This is a genomic window from Prosthecobacter gellanilyticus (assembly GCF_007992435.1).
Lineage (GTDB): Bacteria > Verrucomicrobiota > Verrucomicrobiia > Verrucomicrobiales > Verrucomicrobiaceae > Prosthecobacter > Prosthecobacter gellanilyticus.
The window spans coordinates 82,833-99,705 of record NZ_BKAG01000019.1 but is presented as its reverse complement, the minus strand read 5'-3'; the positions used below and the strand labels follow the sequence as shown (position 1 = coordinate 99,705).

10 protein-coding genes are annotated in these 16,873 nt (G+C 59.1%); 1 reads left to right on the top strand and 9 read right to left on the bottom strand.

The annotated features are described in order from the left end of the window. Positions 1-94 precede the first annotated feature (94 nt). From priA to BGE01nite_RS14500, 8 genes are all read right to left on the bottom strand, one after another. Positions 95-2,410 carry a replication restart helicase PriA gene (gene priA, locus BGE01nite_RS14535; protein ID WP_246145727.1) on the bottom strand — a complete coding sequence of 772 codons (2,316 nt, stop codon included), beginning with the start codon at positions 2,408-2,410 and terminating at the stop codon, positions 95-97. A 111-nt stretch (positions 2,411-2,521) separates the two neighbouring features. Beyond that, positions 2,522-3,100 carry a 3'-5' exonuclease gene (locus tag BGE01nite_RS14530; protein ID WP_146851202.1) on the bottom strand — a complete coding sequence of 193 codons (579 nt, stop codon included), beginning with the start codon at positions 3,098-3,100 and terminating at the stop codon, positions 2,522-2,524. Between the two features lie 115 nt (positions 3,101-3,215). After that, positions 3,216-4,358: an alanine racemase gene (alr, locus tag BGE01nite_RS14525; protein ID WP_146851201.1), complete on the bottom strand. Its 1,143-nt coding sequence runs from the start codon at positions 4,356-4,358 to the stop codon at positions 3,216-3,218. Positions 4,359-4,423: 65 nt separating this feature from the next. Beyond that, positions 4,424-6,862: a DUF4838 domain-containing protein gene (locus tag BGE01nite_RS14520; protein ID WP_146851200.1), complete on the bottom strand. Its 2,439-nt coding sequence runs from the start codon at positions 6,860-6,862 to the stop codon at positions 4,424-4,426. Between the two features lie 234 nt (positions 6,863-7,096). Continuing rightward, complete coding sequence (locus BGE01nite_RS14515) at positions 7,097-8,488, bottom strand: sulfatase family protein (RefSeq protein ID WP_146851199.1); 1,392 nt, start codon at positions 8,486-8,488, stop codon at positions 7,097-7,099. 26 nt (positions 8,489-8,514) lie between these two features. After that, positions 8,515-12,303, bottom strand: a complete 3,789-nt coding sequence (locus BGE01nite_RS14510) for an FAD-dependent oxidoreductase (protein ID WP_170266795.1) — start codon at positions 12,301-12,303, stop codon at positions 8,515-8,517. 162 nt (positions 12,304-12,465) lie between these two features. Continuing rightward, complete coding sequence (locus BGE01nite_RS14505) at positions 12,466-13,041, bottom strand: transposase (RefSeq protein ID WP_146851197.1); 576 nt, start codon at positions 13,039-13,041, stop codon at positions 12,466-12,468. Between the two features lie 104 nt (positions 13,042-13,145). Beyond that, positions 13,146-14,375: an alpha/beta hydrolase family protein gene (locus BGE01nite_RS14500; RefSeq protein WP_146851196.1), complete on the bottom strand. Its 1,230-nt coding sequence runs from the start codon at positions 14,373-14,375 to the stop codon at positions 13,146-13,148. A gap of 90 nt (positions 14,376-14,465) precedes the next feature. Between BGE01nite_RS14500 and BGE01nite_RS14495 the strand changes: the two genes are divergently transcribed. After that, a complete protein-coding gene (locus BGE01nite_RS14495; RefSeq protein WP_146851195.1) occupies positions 14,466-15,512 on the top strand; it encodes a hypothetical protein in 1,047 nt (348 codons plus the stop codon). A gap of 19 nt (positions 15,513-15,531) precedes the next feature. Here BGE01nite_RS14495 and BGE01nite_RS14490 read toward each other — a convergent pair whose 3' ends face one another. Beyond that, complete coding sequence (locus BGE01nite_RS14490; RefSeq protein WP_218032993.1) at positions 15,532-16,872, bottom strand: hypothetical protein; 1,341 nt, start codon at positions 16,870-16,872, stop codon at positions 15,532-15,534. Between the last annotated feature and the right edge of the window lies 1 nt (position 16,873).

The following is a 16,873-nucleotide window of genomic DNA, read 5'->3' as shown; positions in this document are numbered from 1 at the left end:
CATCGTCGACACCGCTACTGTTCGCACTCAACGCCACCTAACAGCGAACACGTTCTCTGCGCACATGGTATGTGTCGCTCATTGGCGCTTCCCATCACGTCAAACTCACCGGATCCACATCCCAAGTCACCAGAATATCCGGCGGCGGAGAAAGCGTCTCCATCACCGTCTGGATATGCCTCGCCAGCGGACGAATCCGGTCCGACCGCATCAGCAGCTGAAACCGGAACTGTCCATGCGCCTTTGACAAAGAGGACGGCGTCGGCTCGCCCATGATCGTTCCATCCGGCAGACCTTGCAGCAGGCGCTTGTGCAGCGTCTGCAGCGTGAACTCCGCCTGCGTCTCATGCTTCCCACGGCTGCTCACCAGCACCATGTGACTGTAGGGCGGATACTTGAAAGCCCTCCGGTGCTCCAGCTCCTGGTCAGAGAAGCCTTCAAAGTCATTGTGCCGGCTGAACTGGATCGCCGGGCTGTGTGGCGCATGCGTCTGCACATACACCTCGCCTTTCAGCTCGCCACGTCCTGCGCGTCCCGCCACCTGGATGAGGAGTTGCAAAGTTCGTTCGGCAGCGCGGAAGTCCGGAATGTTCAGCGCCGTGTCCGCATTCAGCACACCCACCAGTGTCACGTTCGGAAAGTCCAGCCCCTTGGCGATCATCTGGGTGCCAATCAGGATGTCCAGCTTCTGCGCTCGAAAGTCCCTCAGCGTGTCACGCAGCTGGTTCTTCCTCTGCATCGTGTCCGTGTCCACACGCGCAATGCGCGCCTTGGGAAACACCTCGCGCACCGCTGCCTCCACACGCTCCGTGCCGAAGCCGCCGTATTTCAATCCAGGCTCCTTGCAGCTCGGGCACTTCGTCGGCGGCACGCGGCGCGCGCCGCAGATGTGGCAGACCAGCCGGTTGTCCGCCTTGTGCAGCGTCATCGGGATCGCACAGTCTTGGCACTGCACCACCTCGCCGCAGGAGGCGCAGTCCAGCGTGGTGTGAAATCCGCGCCGGTTGAGGAAGAGAATCGTCTGCTCCTTCTTCTCCAGCCTTGTCGTGATCGCCGTGCGCAGCTTCTCCGAAAGGATCGTCGCATTCGCAATCGTCGTACCCGTGCCTTTCCGGCGCTGCAGACGCATGTCGATGATGCGGATCAGCGGCATGGACTTGCCATCCGTGCGCTTCGTCATGCGCACCAAGTCATACTTGCCCATGAGCGCATTCTGAAAGGACTCCAGACTCGGTGTGGCCGAGCCCAGCAGCACCGGGCAGCGCTCGATGCGCCCTCTCAGCACGGCCAGGTCTCGCGCCTGATAGCGCGGCGTGTCCTCCTGCTTGTAGCTCGGCTCATGCTCCTCATCCACGATGATCAGCCCCAGTCTCTCCAGCGGAGCAAAGATCGCGCTGCGCGCCCCGATCACAATGTCCGCGCGGCCTTCCTGCACCTTGAACCACTCATCATGCCGCTCGCCATCACTCAGATGGCTGTGCAGCACGGCAATGCTGTCCTTCTTCTCGGAAAAGCGCGCCTTGAATCGCTCAATGGTCTGCGGCGTGAGGCTGATCTCCGGCACCAGCACCAGCGCCGTCTGACCCTTCTTCAGCACCTCGGCGATCGCTTGCAGATAAACCTCCGTCTTGCCACTGCCTGTCACGCCATGAAGCAAAATAGGTTTGGCCTCCTCAGGCTTTTGAAGAGCCCCGATGACATGATCATACGCCGCCTGCTGCTCTTCCGTGAGTGTCAGTGGCAGCGTGGGCAGGAACTCCTCCGTTTGAAAAGGATCACGCTCCACGCGGATCTCACTGCGGCTGATCCAGCCATGCTTCAGCAGCGCCTTCACCACCGTGGTGGCACTGGGCAGATCCCGGCGCAGCTCGCTCAGCGTGGCCTCGCCTTTGCGGCGGCGTAGTTCCTCGATCACCCGCGCCTGCATTGGCGCTCGGGCATGCATCTTCTCCAGCACATCCGCTGGAGGTTCCTTGACCAGCTTGAGATGACTGTCCGTGAGAAAGGTCTCCGGCTTGTCCCGCACTGCCTGCGGCAGCATAGCCCGCAGCACCCGATGCACCGGCACGATGTAGTACTCCGCCACCCAGTCTGCGAGTTTCAGCAATCCCGGAGTGAACATCGGCCGCGAACCCACAATGCTGGAAACTTCCTTCAGCTTGCCGCGATGCTCCGAGCTCTGCAGCAGCTCGATCACCACCGCCGGCACCTTCTGATTTTGCAAAGGCACCATCACCCGCGTGCCCACGCCGATGCGTGCGGCCATTTTCTCCGGAATACCATAGTCCAGCTCCAGCGCGGCGGAGCCTTCAAGCTGCACACGGGCCACGCCCGGCATGTCACCAAGCTCGACCACAGGCTCCTGGGCAGGAGCATCGCTGGCGAAGAGGTTGAGCTGGTCGGTGGGCATCGACCGCTCATAAACGAGTTCAGGCGATGTGTCGAATGCGTTGGCGAAGGTGAAAGGAGGTGCTCGATCTCGAACGAATCTCGACGAGATCGTGGATCTCGACGGCATCCATCACACCGCCGGGATCACCCCGATCTTCGTCGTGACTGGACAGGTTTGGAAGTCAGGCACCAGTCGGCCCCACATCTTCCGCACGGCCTGGGTCAGCAGATGCACATCACCGCGCGCATCATGGCGCCTCACACCGGCCGTGGAAACACCCAGCCGGTCCAGGATCGGGTCCAGCCCATGACCACTGCGTCCGCCCCAGATCTTGCGGGAAAAGGCCCGGGAATCCAGATTCTCTGTCTTGCGCACAGGCAGCCCGTGGCGGGTGCAGTTCTCGGCAATGAAGCGCATGTCAAAGCACGGCCCGTTGTGCGCGATCAGCATGGCGCCCTCGGCACCGATGAAGCGGGAAAAGCTCATCAGCGCATCTGCTGGGGAAGGTGCCTCGGCCACATGGTCCTCGGTGATCCCCGTCAGTCCCGTGATGAAATCCGAGATCCGCTGCCGAGGCTGCACGAAGGTGTCAAACAGCTCCTCATCTTCCCACTGCCCTGCCCGCACCTTCACCGCCGCAATCTGGATGATCTCATGGTAGAGAGGTGACAGTCCGGTGGTTTCGAGGTCAAAGATGATGAGGTTCATGAGTGGAGCGGTGGGTTGACGCAAGGTCAGCCCGAACGCGAGCCTAGTCTCGGGATGCTTTCAGCGCAGCCACAATCACGCTTAATTCGGCGATTTATTCAGCGAGCGAGCCTAACTAATAATAAACTCGTGGCACTCGTGTGTTGATGTTTGTCAGCACTTCATAGGGAATCGTCCCTGCCCAGTTCGCCAGATCCTCCGCCGTGACCTGCTGCTTGCCTTGCTTGCCTAGCAAAATGACTTCATCACGATAGTAGGCGGTGCCCCACTCGAGGTTCACCATGATCTGGTCCATGCATACACGACCCGCCACCGGATGTCGCTGACCACGGATGATCACCTCCGCCTTGTTGGAAAGCGCGCGAAAGTAACCATCGCCATAGCCCACAGGCACCGTGACGACACGCACCGCATGATCACTCTCCCAGGTGCTGCCATAGCTCACCGGACTGTTGGATTGCACCACTTTAAAGTAGGCCACATGGCTCTTCCACGTCAGCGCGGGTTGGATCAGCACGCTGCGTGCGCATTCTTCGCTAGGATACACACCATACAGCATGATGCCCGGTCTCACGAGATCCAGATGACTCTCCGGCAGTTGCAAAATGCCCCCGCTGTTCGCGATGTGCCGCAGCGGTGTCGGCAGGCTGTGCTTCTCGTAAAAGCTCAGCACTTCAAGAAATCGCTCAAGCTGCGTGCGCGCATGCGTGAGATCCGCCGCATCCGCATTGGCGAAGTGCGAGTAGATGCCCTCCACCTGGACATGCTTCGCTTGCAGGCTCGCCTGCTGCAGCTTCTCCGCGCTGTAGTGATGGATGCCCAGCCGCTCCATGCCGGTATCCACTTTGAGATGCACTCTTGCCGTCACGCCCATGGATGACGCCGCATTGTCAATCAGCCGCAGCTTGTCAATCGATGGTGCCGTGAGCGTCAGGTCATGACGGATGAAAATCGGAATCTGTGTCTCTGCGATGCCACCAAACACCAGGATCGGTGCCGTGATGCCTGCCTGGCGCAAAATCACCGCCTCCTCCAGCAGCGCCACACCGAGTGAATCCACTCCGCAGCGCACCATTTCCTGCGCCACCGCCACCAGGCCATGCCCATAAGCATTCGCCTTGACCACGGCCATGACCTTGGCACTGCCCACATGCGCACGAATGGCCGCCAGATTCCGGCTCAGCTGTCCCAGATCCACCTCCACCCGGGTCGGGCGGATGGATTCGTCATCGAAAAGGTTGGAAGAAGCGGCGGACATCAATCTATGAACCGGGATGTTCCCCGGCAAGGCCCGAAAGGCAAGCGGGCGCTTCACGATCGCGCCTATTGCTGCGTTTCTTTGACCACCACTTCCTCCGGCAGCAGTAGCTCGCTGGCGTCCCGGGCCAGACAAGGTGGCACCGTCATGAGCTGCCGTTGTCCGCTGGTATGCTTAAAGCTCCAAAGCTGCCCGTCCATGCCCTTAGGAACCTTCATGCTGAAGTAGCCCGGCTTCGCGCTGAAGGTGTGCACCGTCTTGCCCTCCGGATCGAGCATGAGCCCCTCGCCGTCCGAGTATCCACCCACCATCTTCGTGCCCTTCGGCACATAGAAATACAGGTGCCAGCGGCCAAACAGCTTCGCCGGCTGCTCCATGCTGCTGACGATGGTCATCGGCATTCCATCCTGCCATGTAATGGAAGTGCCCTGCGTGGAGTCCGTGACCTCGATCCGATGCAGCCCCGGGAACTTCGTCCCCATCTTCAACTCATGCGGCTTCTTGTCCGGATCGATCTCCAGATGCGCCACCGATTTCAGCTCCGCTTCCGCCAGCGGATACAGCTCCATCTTGGCCGGTCCCCGATTCGGATAAATGACGCCCGCTGTGCCGGTGAGCGAAATCGTGGCAGGTGCAGCATCGACCCACGTCCAAAAATCCCGCACACCGCGCAGATAGATGCCTGCATTGCCACGCGGAACCTCCGTTAGCTTCAGCTTCGTCGCAGGCACCAGCTTCATGCTGAAAGCCACCGGTTCGAAATCGAGCAGCTTCCTCTTCTCCACCCCTTCATCCACCAGCTTGGCAATCTCCTCAGGTTTGAGGGCTACACCCGTCTTCCACGGATTCGCAGCCTCCGGATCATTGTATTTCGCTCCCGGCGGCAGCGTCACTCCCTTGTCACGGTTCGGCACATCACGCCACAGTGCTTTCACATGCACCATGCCCGTGTCACGAATGCGCCAGAGAAAGCGAAACATCGCCTCAAACGCCGCCTGCCGCTCTTTGCCCGAAGCGCTGCTGTAGTCCAGATACAGTCCGCAGTAGTGCGTGTAGAGCGCCAGATCATCCAGCCTCGCCAGAATAGCTTTATCCTTGGTTAGGCCACGGGCCTCCTGAAGCCTCCTCCACATGCGCCCCAGAAGATCATCGCTCAAAGATGGCTTCTTGCTGCCATCCAGCATCTCATAAAACTTCCGCATCGGTCCACTCGCAGCGCCGAATGAGGACTCCAAAAAGTCCGTGACCAAGGCATCAATCTTCTTCGCCTCATCCACATCCCAAAACATCCGCGCTGCGAGATAGCATCCAAGCCCGTTCGGGCCTGCGTTGTCACTCGCCTCTGCGGACATGAAGCGTGCACCCCGCGCATGAAAGTGCGGAATCGTCGTGCGCAGGTAATCGATGTTCCCACCACGCGCCGCGCCTGGCAGATCACGATCCCAGGCGTTCACGCTGTAGTACTCGCGGATGCCCAGCGTGCGTGCCTTCGCGCTCCAGCCATCCAGCAATTGATCAATGGTATAGCCTCCACGGATAAACCCCGTTGCCACACTGATCACCACCTGCGGATGCGCCTCGATGGAGGGCGGCGGCGAATGCTCATTGTAAGCATACATGCCCACCATCCGGCCCGGATGCGCCTTGTCCACCGATGCAGCCACATCATTCGCCAGCAGCAGCGCGCGATCCGTCACGCTGCCGATCTTCGCGCACTCCGCACATTCACACCAGCCACCTCCATCACTCGGATCACAAGACACCGAATCAAGATCCGGCTGCGCCGCAAACTGCGCCAAGGCATCTTCAACGACCAGCTTCCGTAGTTCCGCATTCGACGTGCAAAACTTCGGCTTCTGCCGCTTCCCATCCACCATCGCCAGATACTCCGGATGCTGCTCAAAGACCTTCGCATGCCTGTCCATGATGTGATCATAGGCATGCCCTGTGTTCAGCGTGATGCCACTCGTGGCACGATTACGCCGGTTCCACTCTTCCACCACCGCCTCACGTTCCTTCAAGTATCCAAACCCCGCCCAGATACGCCGCGAATGATAGTCCGGCGAAGTCGTGACCTTTACATCCACACTCAACGAAGGCTTCGATGGCACCACCTCCCAAGTCTTCCCCGGCAGGAACTGCCGAAACCCCACGCGATGCAGCAGATCCCACACCGCATGCTCCACCGCCTGCGGAGTCGCGCCCGTGATCTCAATGCGATCGCCAAACGACTCGAGGTGATAACCTTCACGTCCCGTGAGTGTCACCGCCTCCTTCTGCAGCGCCAGATGAATGCCCGACTCCGACTCCGATGCCTTGCAGACAAACTCCGCCCCCGTGATCCGTGTCAGCATCCCCGCAAGCTCCGTCGCCGCAGTCTTCAAAGCTTCCCCCGCATAAGTGACCTCCATGAAAGCCCGCCCATCCTTCGCCAAGAATGTCTCCACCGCGTGAATGGGAGAGACGAAGACCAGCAGAAACCAGACAAAAGCATTCTTGAGCATGGAGCCAAAGAACGCCCCAGCCCGCGAGGCTGTTTCACAGCGAACCTCTCGTCATCAAGACTGACTCCATGATCCACCCACCAAGTGCATCGAAGGCCAACGTGCCTTCCGCCTCACAGCGAAGGGGTGCCGAGCCTTAGCGAGAGCTCCCCTGGACGAGCCTGGACGATCCTGACGTTTTCATCAAAGCGCGGACCCCAAAGGGGTCCCGCATCTTCAAACGAGCACGCCATCTCACTCCACCGCCTTTTTCTTCTTCTTCCCTTTGTTCGCCCCCGGCGGCTGACCACCATTCGGGCTCAATCGTTTCCACCAGTCCGGCCCCTCGGCATCGATGCTCGCATTGTGCTTGATCAACTGTGCCTTCATGGCCGCAAACCTCTCCGCCTCCTTGTCCTTGAGATCCGTCGCCTCCTGCGGGTCGCTGTTGATGTCATAGAGCTCGAACTCCGTCAGCTCCGCATTCGCCAGGATCTTCCACTCATCCACACGCATGGCGATCTTTGCATTCGGCGCCATGTGCAGCCTCCAGAACAAAGGCTGCGGCCGGGTCACCTTCGTCGCGCTGCCATCCAGCACCGACAAAACATTCACTCCATCCAGCACCTTGTCCTTCGGCGCTTCCACACCCGCCACCGCGAGCATCGTCGGAAACATGTCACTGCCAATCACCGGCACATCGCTCGTCGTTCCCGCTTGGATCTTACCCGGCCAGCGCGCCATGCCTGGCACGCGGATGCCGCCCTCATGCAGATCACGCTTGCGTCCGCGCAGACCGCCACTGGAACCACGACCCGGTGTCTTGATGCCATCACCCTCAGGCCCGTTGTCAGACGTGAAGAAAACAAAGGTGCTGTCCGCCAGCTTTTGCTCATCCAGAGCCTTCATCAAGTTGCCAAAAGCATGATCCATCTGCGTCACATTCGCATGATGCTCCTTTTGCACATAATCTGTTAGGTCGGGATACAGCGCCTTGAACTTCGGATCTGACTTGATCGGGTAGTGTGGCTCATGCGTCCACACCGCCAGAAAGAAGGGCTTCGTCGCATCACGCTTCTCCTTCAGCCATGTCACCGCCTCGCTTACCACCAGCGGCGCGGAGTAACCTTCCATCTGCCCCACCGCTTTGCCATTACGCACAAAATTGTTCGGGTTCTCGTGCGTGGGCGCGGCATTGTTCTGCGTGGCCATCCACCAGTCATACCCATGATCGCCCGGCTGCGGCTGCGCGGGATTGTTAAAGAGCCCGTTGAGATGCCACTTGCCGCTGTGGCAGGTTCCGTAGCCCGCTCCCTTCAAAAGCTCCGGAAGCGTTGTCTCACTGGTCCGCAGATGCACCTCCGCACCTTCCGCAATCCAGGTATAAACGCCATTCCGATGCGGCGTGCGCCCCGTCAGCAGCGCCGAGCGCGATGGACTGCACACCGCGCTGCCCGAGTAGCACTGCGTCAGTCTCACCCCCTGCTTCGCAAACGCATCCAGGTTCGGCGACTTGATGATCGGATGCCCGTAGCATCCAAGATCCCCATACCCCAGATCATCCGCGAGAAACAGAATAATGTTAGGCGAGGCCGCGAAGGACGAAGCCGCAAACAAAAGAGTGGTGGCAAGAGCAAGCAGACGCATGACGCACCTGAACGCTGCGAGGCAGCTCAATGCTTCATCAAAGCATCAAACATCTCCTTCAAAGCCTCTCCGCGTGTCTTGCCAGAAGCCAGGGCAGGGGACTTCTCTGCCTCCGCAACCGCCAGCGCGCGCTTCTGCGGATCATCGATCTTTCGTGCCCAAACTTCGGCAGTCGCCTGCTTCAGCGGCTCATCGAGAGCGATGTTGTAGTCCGCAAAGAAACCTTGTCCGCCAAAGTATTGCGCCGCAGCCATCGCTGGATGCGCATCCTGCTTGAGCAGCTCATTGAAGAAACTGACGAAATGTTTGTTCGTCACCAAGGTGCGCACCAGCAGATCGGAATCGAGCTTCCCAACCGTGGTCCTCTGCTTCTTCGCCAGTGCCGCCGCATATCCCGCAGCCTCACCGACCTGCATCCACACAGGCTCCAGCCGCACCGCGCCCCAGGCCACATGCGTGGCGCTCAGGCACACCGGCACGAGCAGATTGTCCACATCCTTTGGCAGCAGGCTTCGATACGGAATCTGCGCCGGACGTGTCTCCTCAGTCAGGATCAGCTTGCCATCATAGGCATACCCCGGACGTCGGTCCTTGCTGCAGTCATGCGAGTCCATGGACCAGTCCGTGAAGGCGATGCTGTCCGCAAACACCGGCGTGCGTGTGAGACCCGGCGCCGCGCTGTTGTCCTGTTCCGTGAAGACATGCCGTCCGACAATGCGTCGCGCCTCGCGCACATAAAGCTCATAGGGCAGGTTGTCATTGTCCACATACTCATCCAGCGGCAGGCCGATGAGGCGGCAGGCCTCGCGCTTGGCCGGAAGGACGGACTCATCATTTTGCAAAAACCACATGAGCCCGAGCGCGAAATTCGTGTGCCGCTGGATGATCTTCTCGCGCTCCGGCCAGCTTGCATCTGGATACGCATGATTCTCTCCAGGCAGGATCGGGCTGTTAAACGTGCTCTTCCCGCACAGTCCCCCCGCATTCATGCCCATGCGATTGTAGTTCACATACTCCTCGCGATTATAACCCGTCGGCTTCTCCGGGAGTCGAATGTTTCCCGCTTCGTTCGTTAGGCAAAAGCGATGATTGAAAGCCTGAATGGCTCCATCCGCTGTGAAAGGGCTTGTTTCATCAATGGTCCCCTGAACATGCCCGTAAGTGTGCAGATTCAGCTCTCCGTCCAGCACATCCTTCGGCCCGGTATCGCCACTGATGTTGGTGAAAACCTTCCCCGCATGCGGTTCGCCATACTCATCACGCCCTTCACGTCCCACACGATATGCCACCTTCGCCACAGCCGCGAGATCACCTTCATACGTGGCGTCGATATAGGTGCTGGCAGTGACGTAGAACGAGTTTTCAACTCGTTCATCCTTCCGAACGGGTTGAAAACCCGTTCTACTTTCCAGCAACGCCACCTTGCGAATCAGCGCCCCTTCTCTGACGACCTCCACGGGATAATGTGAAAGCAGCGTCGTGATGTTCTTCTCCGCTGAAACCATCTTGTTAAACAGATGCTCGGCCACCCCAGGCTCCATGCGCCCCATCGGATAATGCGTCTGCGTGTAACGCGCCGACGAGTGCTGCCGTGACCCTTCGCCATAAGTCTCACGGTAGTAGTCTTCGATGCTCCTCGCATACTCATTGAAGATTGGCGAGCGATGCCCGCCATACAGTGCATCCCACTGCATGAGCCCGTTCGTCACCATGCCACCGAGATGTTTGTTGTGCTGCACCAGCAACACCGAGAGTCCCTCACGTGCCGCGCGCACCGCACTGGCAATGCCGCCCGGCGTGCCGCCGATGACCACCACATCATAAGCCTTGCCTTCCACCTCCTGCGCCGTGCTGGCGCGCACAGGCTCCACCTTCAGTGGCTTGCGAATGACGGCTGCAGTCTTCTTCTTTTCGGGAACACTCGCCGCAGGCAACTTCTTCCACAGGTTCAGCAGCGCCTCGCCTCGCGTCCGGTTCGTGGTGGGAGATTTCTCCGCCTCAGCCACATGCACCAGCTTCACGATCTCCATCGGCTTCAGCTTGCCCTCACGCATGGCCGTTAGACCCACGCCCCACGCCTTGCGCACGCTTTCCGTCAGCGGTTCATCGAGTCGTGCATTGTAGTCCGCAAAGAAACCCTTCGTGGCAAAATACTGCGCCGCAGCCACGCGCGGATCCTTGGAAGCCACATCCACATCATTGAAGAAATTCACCATCACATGGCTCTCCACCAGCTTCCGCTGCAGCAGGCTCACATCCAGCTCTGCGGGCGTGACCTTCGTCTGAATCGCCAGCGCCGCCGCATGTCCGGCCGACTCGCAAATGTTCATCCACGTCGGCTCCAGTCGCACTGTGCCCCAGGCCACATGCGTGCATGAGAGACACACAGGCACGAGCAGATTGCCCACCCCCTGCGGCAGCAGTGTGCGATACGGCACCTGCCCCGGAAAGGTCTCCACATCTAGCATCATCTTGCCCTCCTCCAGCGCCCCCGGGATATGCCGGGGAGTGCAGGCATGCGTGTCGAGATACCATTCCGTCACGCCGATGCTGTCCTCATGCACCGGCGCACGCTCCAGGCCTTCGGCAAGCATCGCGTCATGCTGCGTGAAAACATAGCGCCCCGTGATGCGCCGTGCCTCGCGCACATAAAACTCATGCGGTCGATGCCCGTTGTCGGTGAACTCATCTTTCGCCAGCCCAAACTCGCGCCAGGACTTCTGCCGCGCAGGCTCTACCGAAGGATCATTCTGTAAAAAATACAGCAGCGCCATCGCCGCATCCCAATGCGCATCCATCACCTTCTGCCGGCCTTCCCAGTCAGCCTCCACATAGCTCGTGTGAATGCCCACGAGCTGTGGACGGTTCCATCCACGCTTTTTGTTCGGGATGGGTGACACGATGGAGCCATGCTCCAGCAGCTTCATCTTCTCAGGATCATAACCAGCCGGCTTCTCCACCGGCATCCGGTTCGCCGGATCCGAGCTCAGCATGGTGCGATAATTAAAGGCCTGCACATTCCCATCGGCCTCCCCCGTGCTGTCCGGCTGCTTGATCTTCTGGATGCCGCCGAACTTCCGAAGCTTGAGCTGACGATGCAACTCCGCCTGCCGCGCGAATTCCGGTGCCGCCTCAGCCTTCACGGATGACATATAGATCACACCCGCGTGCGGCTCCTTGAACTCATCCCGCGCTTCTCGTCCCAGCCGGTACGGCACCTTCGCCACCGCTGCGAGATCACCCTCATAACTGCAATCCGCAAACACTCTGGCCTGGACGTAAAACGAGTTTTCAACTCGTTCTCCGGGCTGAACGGGTTGAAAACCCGTTCTACGAAACGTCACCGTCTTCAGCACCGCACCCTCACGGCTCACCGACGCCGGATAAAAACCCTTAATGAGCGTGATCTTCTTCTCCTGCGTCACAAGCTTCGTCAGCACCTCTTCCGCCACCTTCGCCTCAAACTTGCCATTCGTATGCCCGCCCTTTCCCGGCAGCGCATCCCGATACTGCGGCGACTTCTCCCCATAGGTCGTGCGGTAGTGGTCAAAGACCGCCTGTCGCGCCTCATCATAGATCGGCGACCGCTTCCCCTCCCACAGCGTGTCCCACACCCCGAGCCCACTGGAGAGAATACCCCCGAGATGCTGGTTATGATTCACCAGCACCACATCCAGCCCCTCACGCGCCGCCCGCACCGCCATCGCAATGCCACCCGGTGTGGCCTCATACACACAAAGATCCGCCTGAATCGTCTCAGCCCTGAGGCTGATGGCAGAGCAAACAAGAGCGAGCGCCCCCAAGAGGCATTTCATAGTCAGGTTGGACATCCCCTCAAAACGCCACCCACGCCCTCTTCTGCATGGTTTGTTGCCATGACCACGGCGAAGTCGTCGTCCTTGGACTGCGGCAGCCCTGCTGCCGCTTTCCCCAGCCAGCCCTGCTGGCGTCTGCTCGCAAAATGAACCCGCCCCCTTTCACTCCCCGTCCTCCCTCGCAATCTCATCAAACTGAAAACTAGCAATCGTCCTTACCCACGCCTGCGAAGCCGTCGCCTTGAATGCAGCCGCACTGCACCAAGGCCACTGCGACGCCAGTCCCACTAATCCATGATGCTTTGGATTCTGATGCACATAGTTCAGCCTCGCCAGATAGCTTCGCTGATAGGTGAGATGCGTCTCCCGATAGTTCTGCCAAAGACGCGTTCGTCCTGGTATGCCATCCTCTAAGTTGAGCCGTTTGGTTGAGAGGCTATGAAGCTTCTGTAAAAGCGGCCCCAGCGTCTCGGCACTCCCGCCGGGACTGTGAGCCACCACATGATAGTGATTCGAAAGCACCGCCCACGCTTCGGTTTTCCACCCGACCTCATGAAAGCCCTTCAGCAACAGCTCTTGAAACCAATCTCTGCGTTCACGAGTGTCGAATAATTGAGCGGAATCGCGAGTGCGTGCCGTGACGAAGTAGACCCCGGCCTGATCCAACCGATGCGGCGGTGCGTGAGGCCAGTCACGCGTTCCTTTCAGGCTATCCTCATCGGAGGGCAGGTTGTCCATATGAGCCATTTAGCGGGAGGGAGAAACGGAGTCAATTTTTCGGCAGCAGGGCTGCCATGACACAAAGCGGCAGCAGGCTGCCGCAGTCCAAAGATGCCCGTGGCCTACTCCACCTTCACCTTCGCACTCAAAGGAGACTCATGACCCGCATTGTCCAGAAAGCTCACCGCATAGGTGTGAGGCTTCTTGGCATTGTCGATGAAGGTCGCCACGCGCAGTTCTTCAGGCGTGGAATCTCGCGCCGTGGCCAGATAAGCGCCGTCCTTGAGTCCAAGATCCTTCAAGGGCTTGCCATCACGATAGACCCGCACCACTCGCAGCCCGCCATCGAGAGCAGGATCCACACTCCATGTCAGACGAATGACCTCGGGGGACTCACGCTTCGCCTCCAGCAGAGGCGCATTCAGCGGTGCCGACTCTGTCTTAAACGTGCCAGTCTTGGAAAACTCCTGCCACATCTGTGCCAATCGTTGGTTGGGCATCCAGGCAAGAGACGGATCGATCTCATAGGCGCCAGACAATTCCTTCATCTCCAGCTTCTCGAGGCTCGCAAGCGCGCCCGGTTTGCTCTCGCCTGAAAGCACCGCATCAAAAAAATTGATGCTCATGAGCCGCGAGTCATCACAGTTATGCTCAGAGCGCGGATCAATAACACGGCACACATGACCACCCAGCAAACGAAGTTCACGAAACATCGTGTTCATCGGCTCCCAGGAGACAAAGTGACTCGATGTCGGCACCGTCTCACGCTTTCCCCAAACAAAAAGTAACGGGATCTCACGTGCCAACGGACCAAAGCGCGCACGAAACTCAGGATCACCAAACTGCTTGTGACATCCACCTCGGAAAGAAGCCGCCAGCACGCGTTTCGGATGCCGCGCGATCATCTGCGCGGACCAGCTCGATCCACCCGAGTGCCCCCACAAGACCCAGGGAGCATCCTTGAGTTCTGCGCACCCAGACTGTTTCGCGAAATCAGCCAGAGCTGTCATCAAGGCACGCTCAGAGCCACTGTCCGGATTGTTCCATTCATCACAGCCTCCTGCCACATGATACATCGGCACCAGCAGCGCGCAGTTATGCTTCCGTGCCAGAGCACGCCAGTGCCAGTCTCCCGTGATCGGCGGATGCTTTTCCGGCGATGCATTCGTGCAGCCATGCTGATGAATAATCACCGTTCTCACAGGCTTTCCCGCATCCGGCAGCCAGCAGGAGAACTCAGCATGCTCAAAACGATCGCCCTCCCCCGGTGGCACGATGAGCGAGAGCAGCCGCTCATCGGCAGCGTGGATGGCAGCAAGACTGGCGAAAAAGAGTGCGAGGATCAGTTTCATGGATTCGTGGGCATTCACTAGAGGTCTGAGCTTGGAAACTTTCAAACACAGGAGTTTGTATCTAAGATCAGATTCCAGATATTCTTTTTCATGAGCCTCTCTGATGACCAAGCGCGAGCAATCGCGGAGTTCCCCGCTGTTCTCCAGCAGCTCATCCATGCCGAGCTGGCCGCTGGAAACAGCATCGACCACCTTGGCGGCGGCTTTCCCGCACCTCCTGCAGGTGCCATGTTGAAGTTCACCAAGAAGGTGACCACTCGTGCACGAGTGTCCGATGACGAAATCGATTTCCGTGAGCGCAACAGCTCGATCCAGAGTGGCGAGTTTACCGATGCAAAGCGATTCTATTTCGTGGTCGAGCCACCGGACGACCCTGCTGCTTATCCCAACATGGATGCCATCCGCGCTGAAATGGAGGCCCGCCAGAGAGCTGCAGACGCGGAGCTTCAGGCGAGGCAGGAAGAAGCAGTCCAGCGTGCCAGGGAGGCGGCTCGGTATTTCAGCGAGCAACTGGAGGATCCGCGGCCTGAGATCAAACCTCGTTCCGCTTCACCACTCGTGACCCAGTTCCTGGAAAGCATGGAGATGAACTACGAGCGCTGGCACGATGGCATCGGCTACGACCTCAACGTCTTTGAGTCCGCCAAGCCCAAGGAACGGAAGCAGATCGAGGACCTTCTGATCAATCGCCCATTAGGAGACTGGCGGGATGTAGAAGCCCTGGCGGCTTTAGATTCTCCGCGCGCCCGCAAGCATCTGCGCGGGGCCTTTGAGAGCGCCAACCTTGATCAAAAAATCGACCTCATCTCTCACGCCACCTCGCTCTTCACGAATAAACAGCGCACCGAGGTGCTTATGACTGCACTCCAGGAAGCTGATCAAAGCCCCTCAATGACTCAGGTGATGCTGGAGATTCAAGAGTTCCATCCACCGAAGATCATCAAAGCACTCCTCGAAGGCGTGAAGACACGTGAAGATGTGATCGCCGGAGCGTTTGCCATGATGCTGCTCTTCCTTCACGGAAAAGCAGACTCACCTTATGATAACAACTGGCGGCCCTTCATGCTTCGATTCCAAGGCGAAGCCCGTGAGCCTCTCGTGCAGGAGCTTCGCCGCCATCTGGGTGTGCGTGCTTAGATGACGGTGGTGATCCGTTCTACTGGATCATCGGCACATCCTTGCGCAGCTTGAGCCTGCCGAGCTTGTGCTCACCGATCAGCCAGACCTGCAAGGTGCCCGGCTTCTTGAGCAGTCCTGTGGGAATGGTGATGGCTCCGCTCCGTCGCTGCTCCTCCGTCAGAAAGATCGGATGCCGTCCGTAGCTGTCCGCCGTGTTCCAGAGATAGATGACGATCGGCTTCATGTTCTCAGCACGGAATCTGGCCTCCCAGCCACCGTTCATCGTCACCTCGCCTTCAGGCAGTTTCAGCTTGAGATCACACACGGCAAACTCGCAGGCCTGGCTCATTGATCCATCCGCATGCACCACATGCGCCATGTAGTCACCACAGGTGTCAAAGCTGCGTTCGTGAACACCCGGACCGTTGATCGCGATCTCTTCCACTGTTTGCTCATCACGTCGGATGACCAGGCTCTTCACGCCGCGTTGGTCACGATCCATGACATTGAATTTAACCGGCTGTCCCTTCTGATACGGCACCCAGTCTCCGAGATCGAGCAACAGCGTGCGGTTGATCATCGCGGGCGCTGCATCGGCCTCATGGTTGGGAAAGAGCAGGGGCTCGGCGCGATTGGTTCCGCGCCAGGCATCCCGATCAGTGATGCGGAAGAGTTGCTTGTCTCGGGAGGCCAGGTGCGCGTTGAAGTTCACGGCGCTGCGTTCCGTGGTCTGCGTCGTCGGCGGGCGGCTCTCATCGACCCGCAAGGAAACCACATGTCCTTGGGCATCCTTGGTTACCGCCGTCACAATCTCTACGTGCGAGCCGGATGTCTCCGTGGCGTGCGGGGTGTAGATCACATCACCCACCTGTGCGGCTTCTGCTGATTGAGCCTCCACCCGTTGAATGCCATCACTGACCTGCGGACCATAGCGCCTGCTCACCTCCCAGATCCCGCATCCCAGCGCATAGCTGGTGTAGGCAGAGCACACGCTGCCGTAATAGGCGGCCGCGTTGGAGACCTTGCCCGTCAGGTTCTCCGTGTAGAGCACACTGTGCGGATTCTCCACCGCCGCGAGAAAGGTCCGCAGCCCAATGTCGAACCCAATATAGCGCCCTTCCGATCTCACGCTGGAGTAGGGTACACCCGTGAGCTCCTTGCCAGCTTCGAAGAAGCCACCCTTTCGGTTAGGCATAGTAGCAGCCACCGGTGTCCACTTCACCTGGGACAGGATCCGTGCATGCTCGGCAGCGTTCTGCTGCCAGTTTTTTGATCCAGGCTCCGCTTTTCCGTCATCGGCGCCCAATCGAGTCGGTGCAGTAGAGCAGACCGTGAAGGTCGCAAGAGATGCTGCCAGTGTCGTGAGGGACAGATTCATA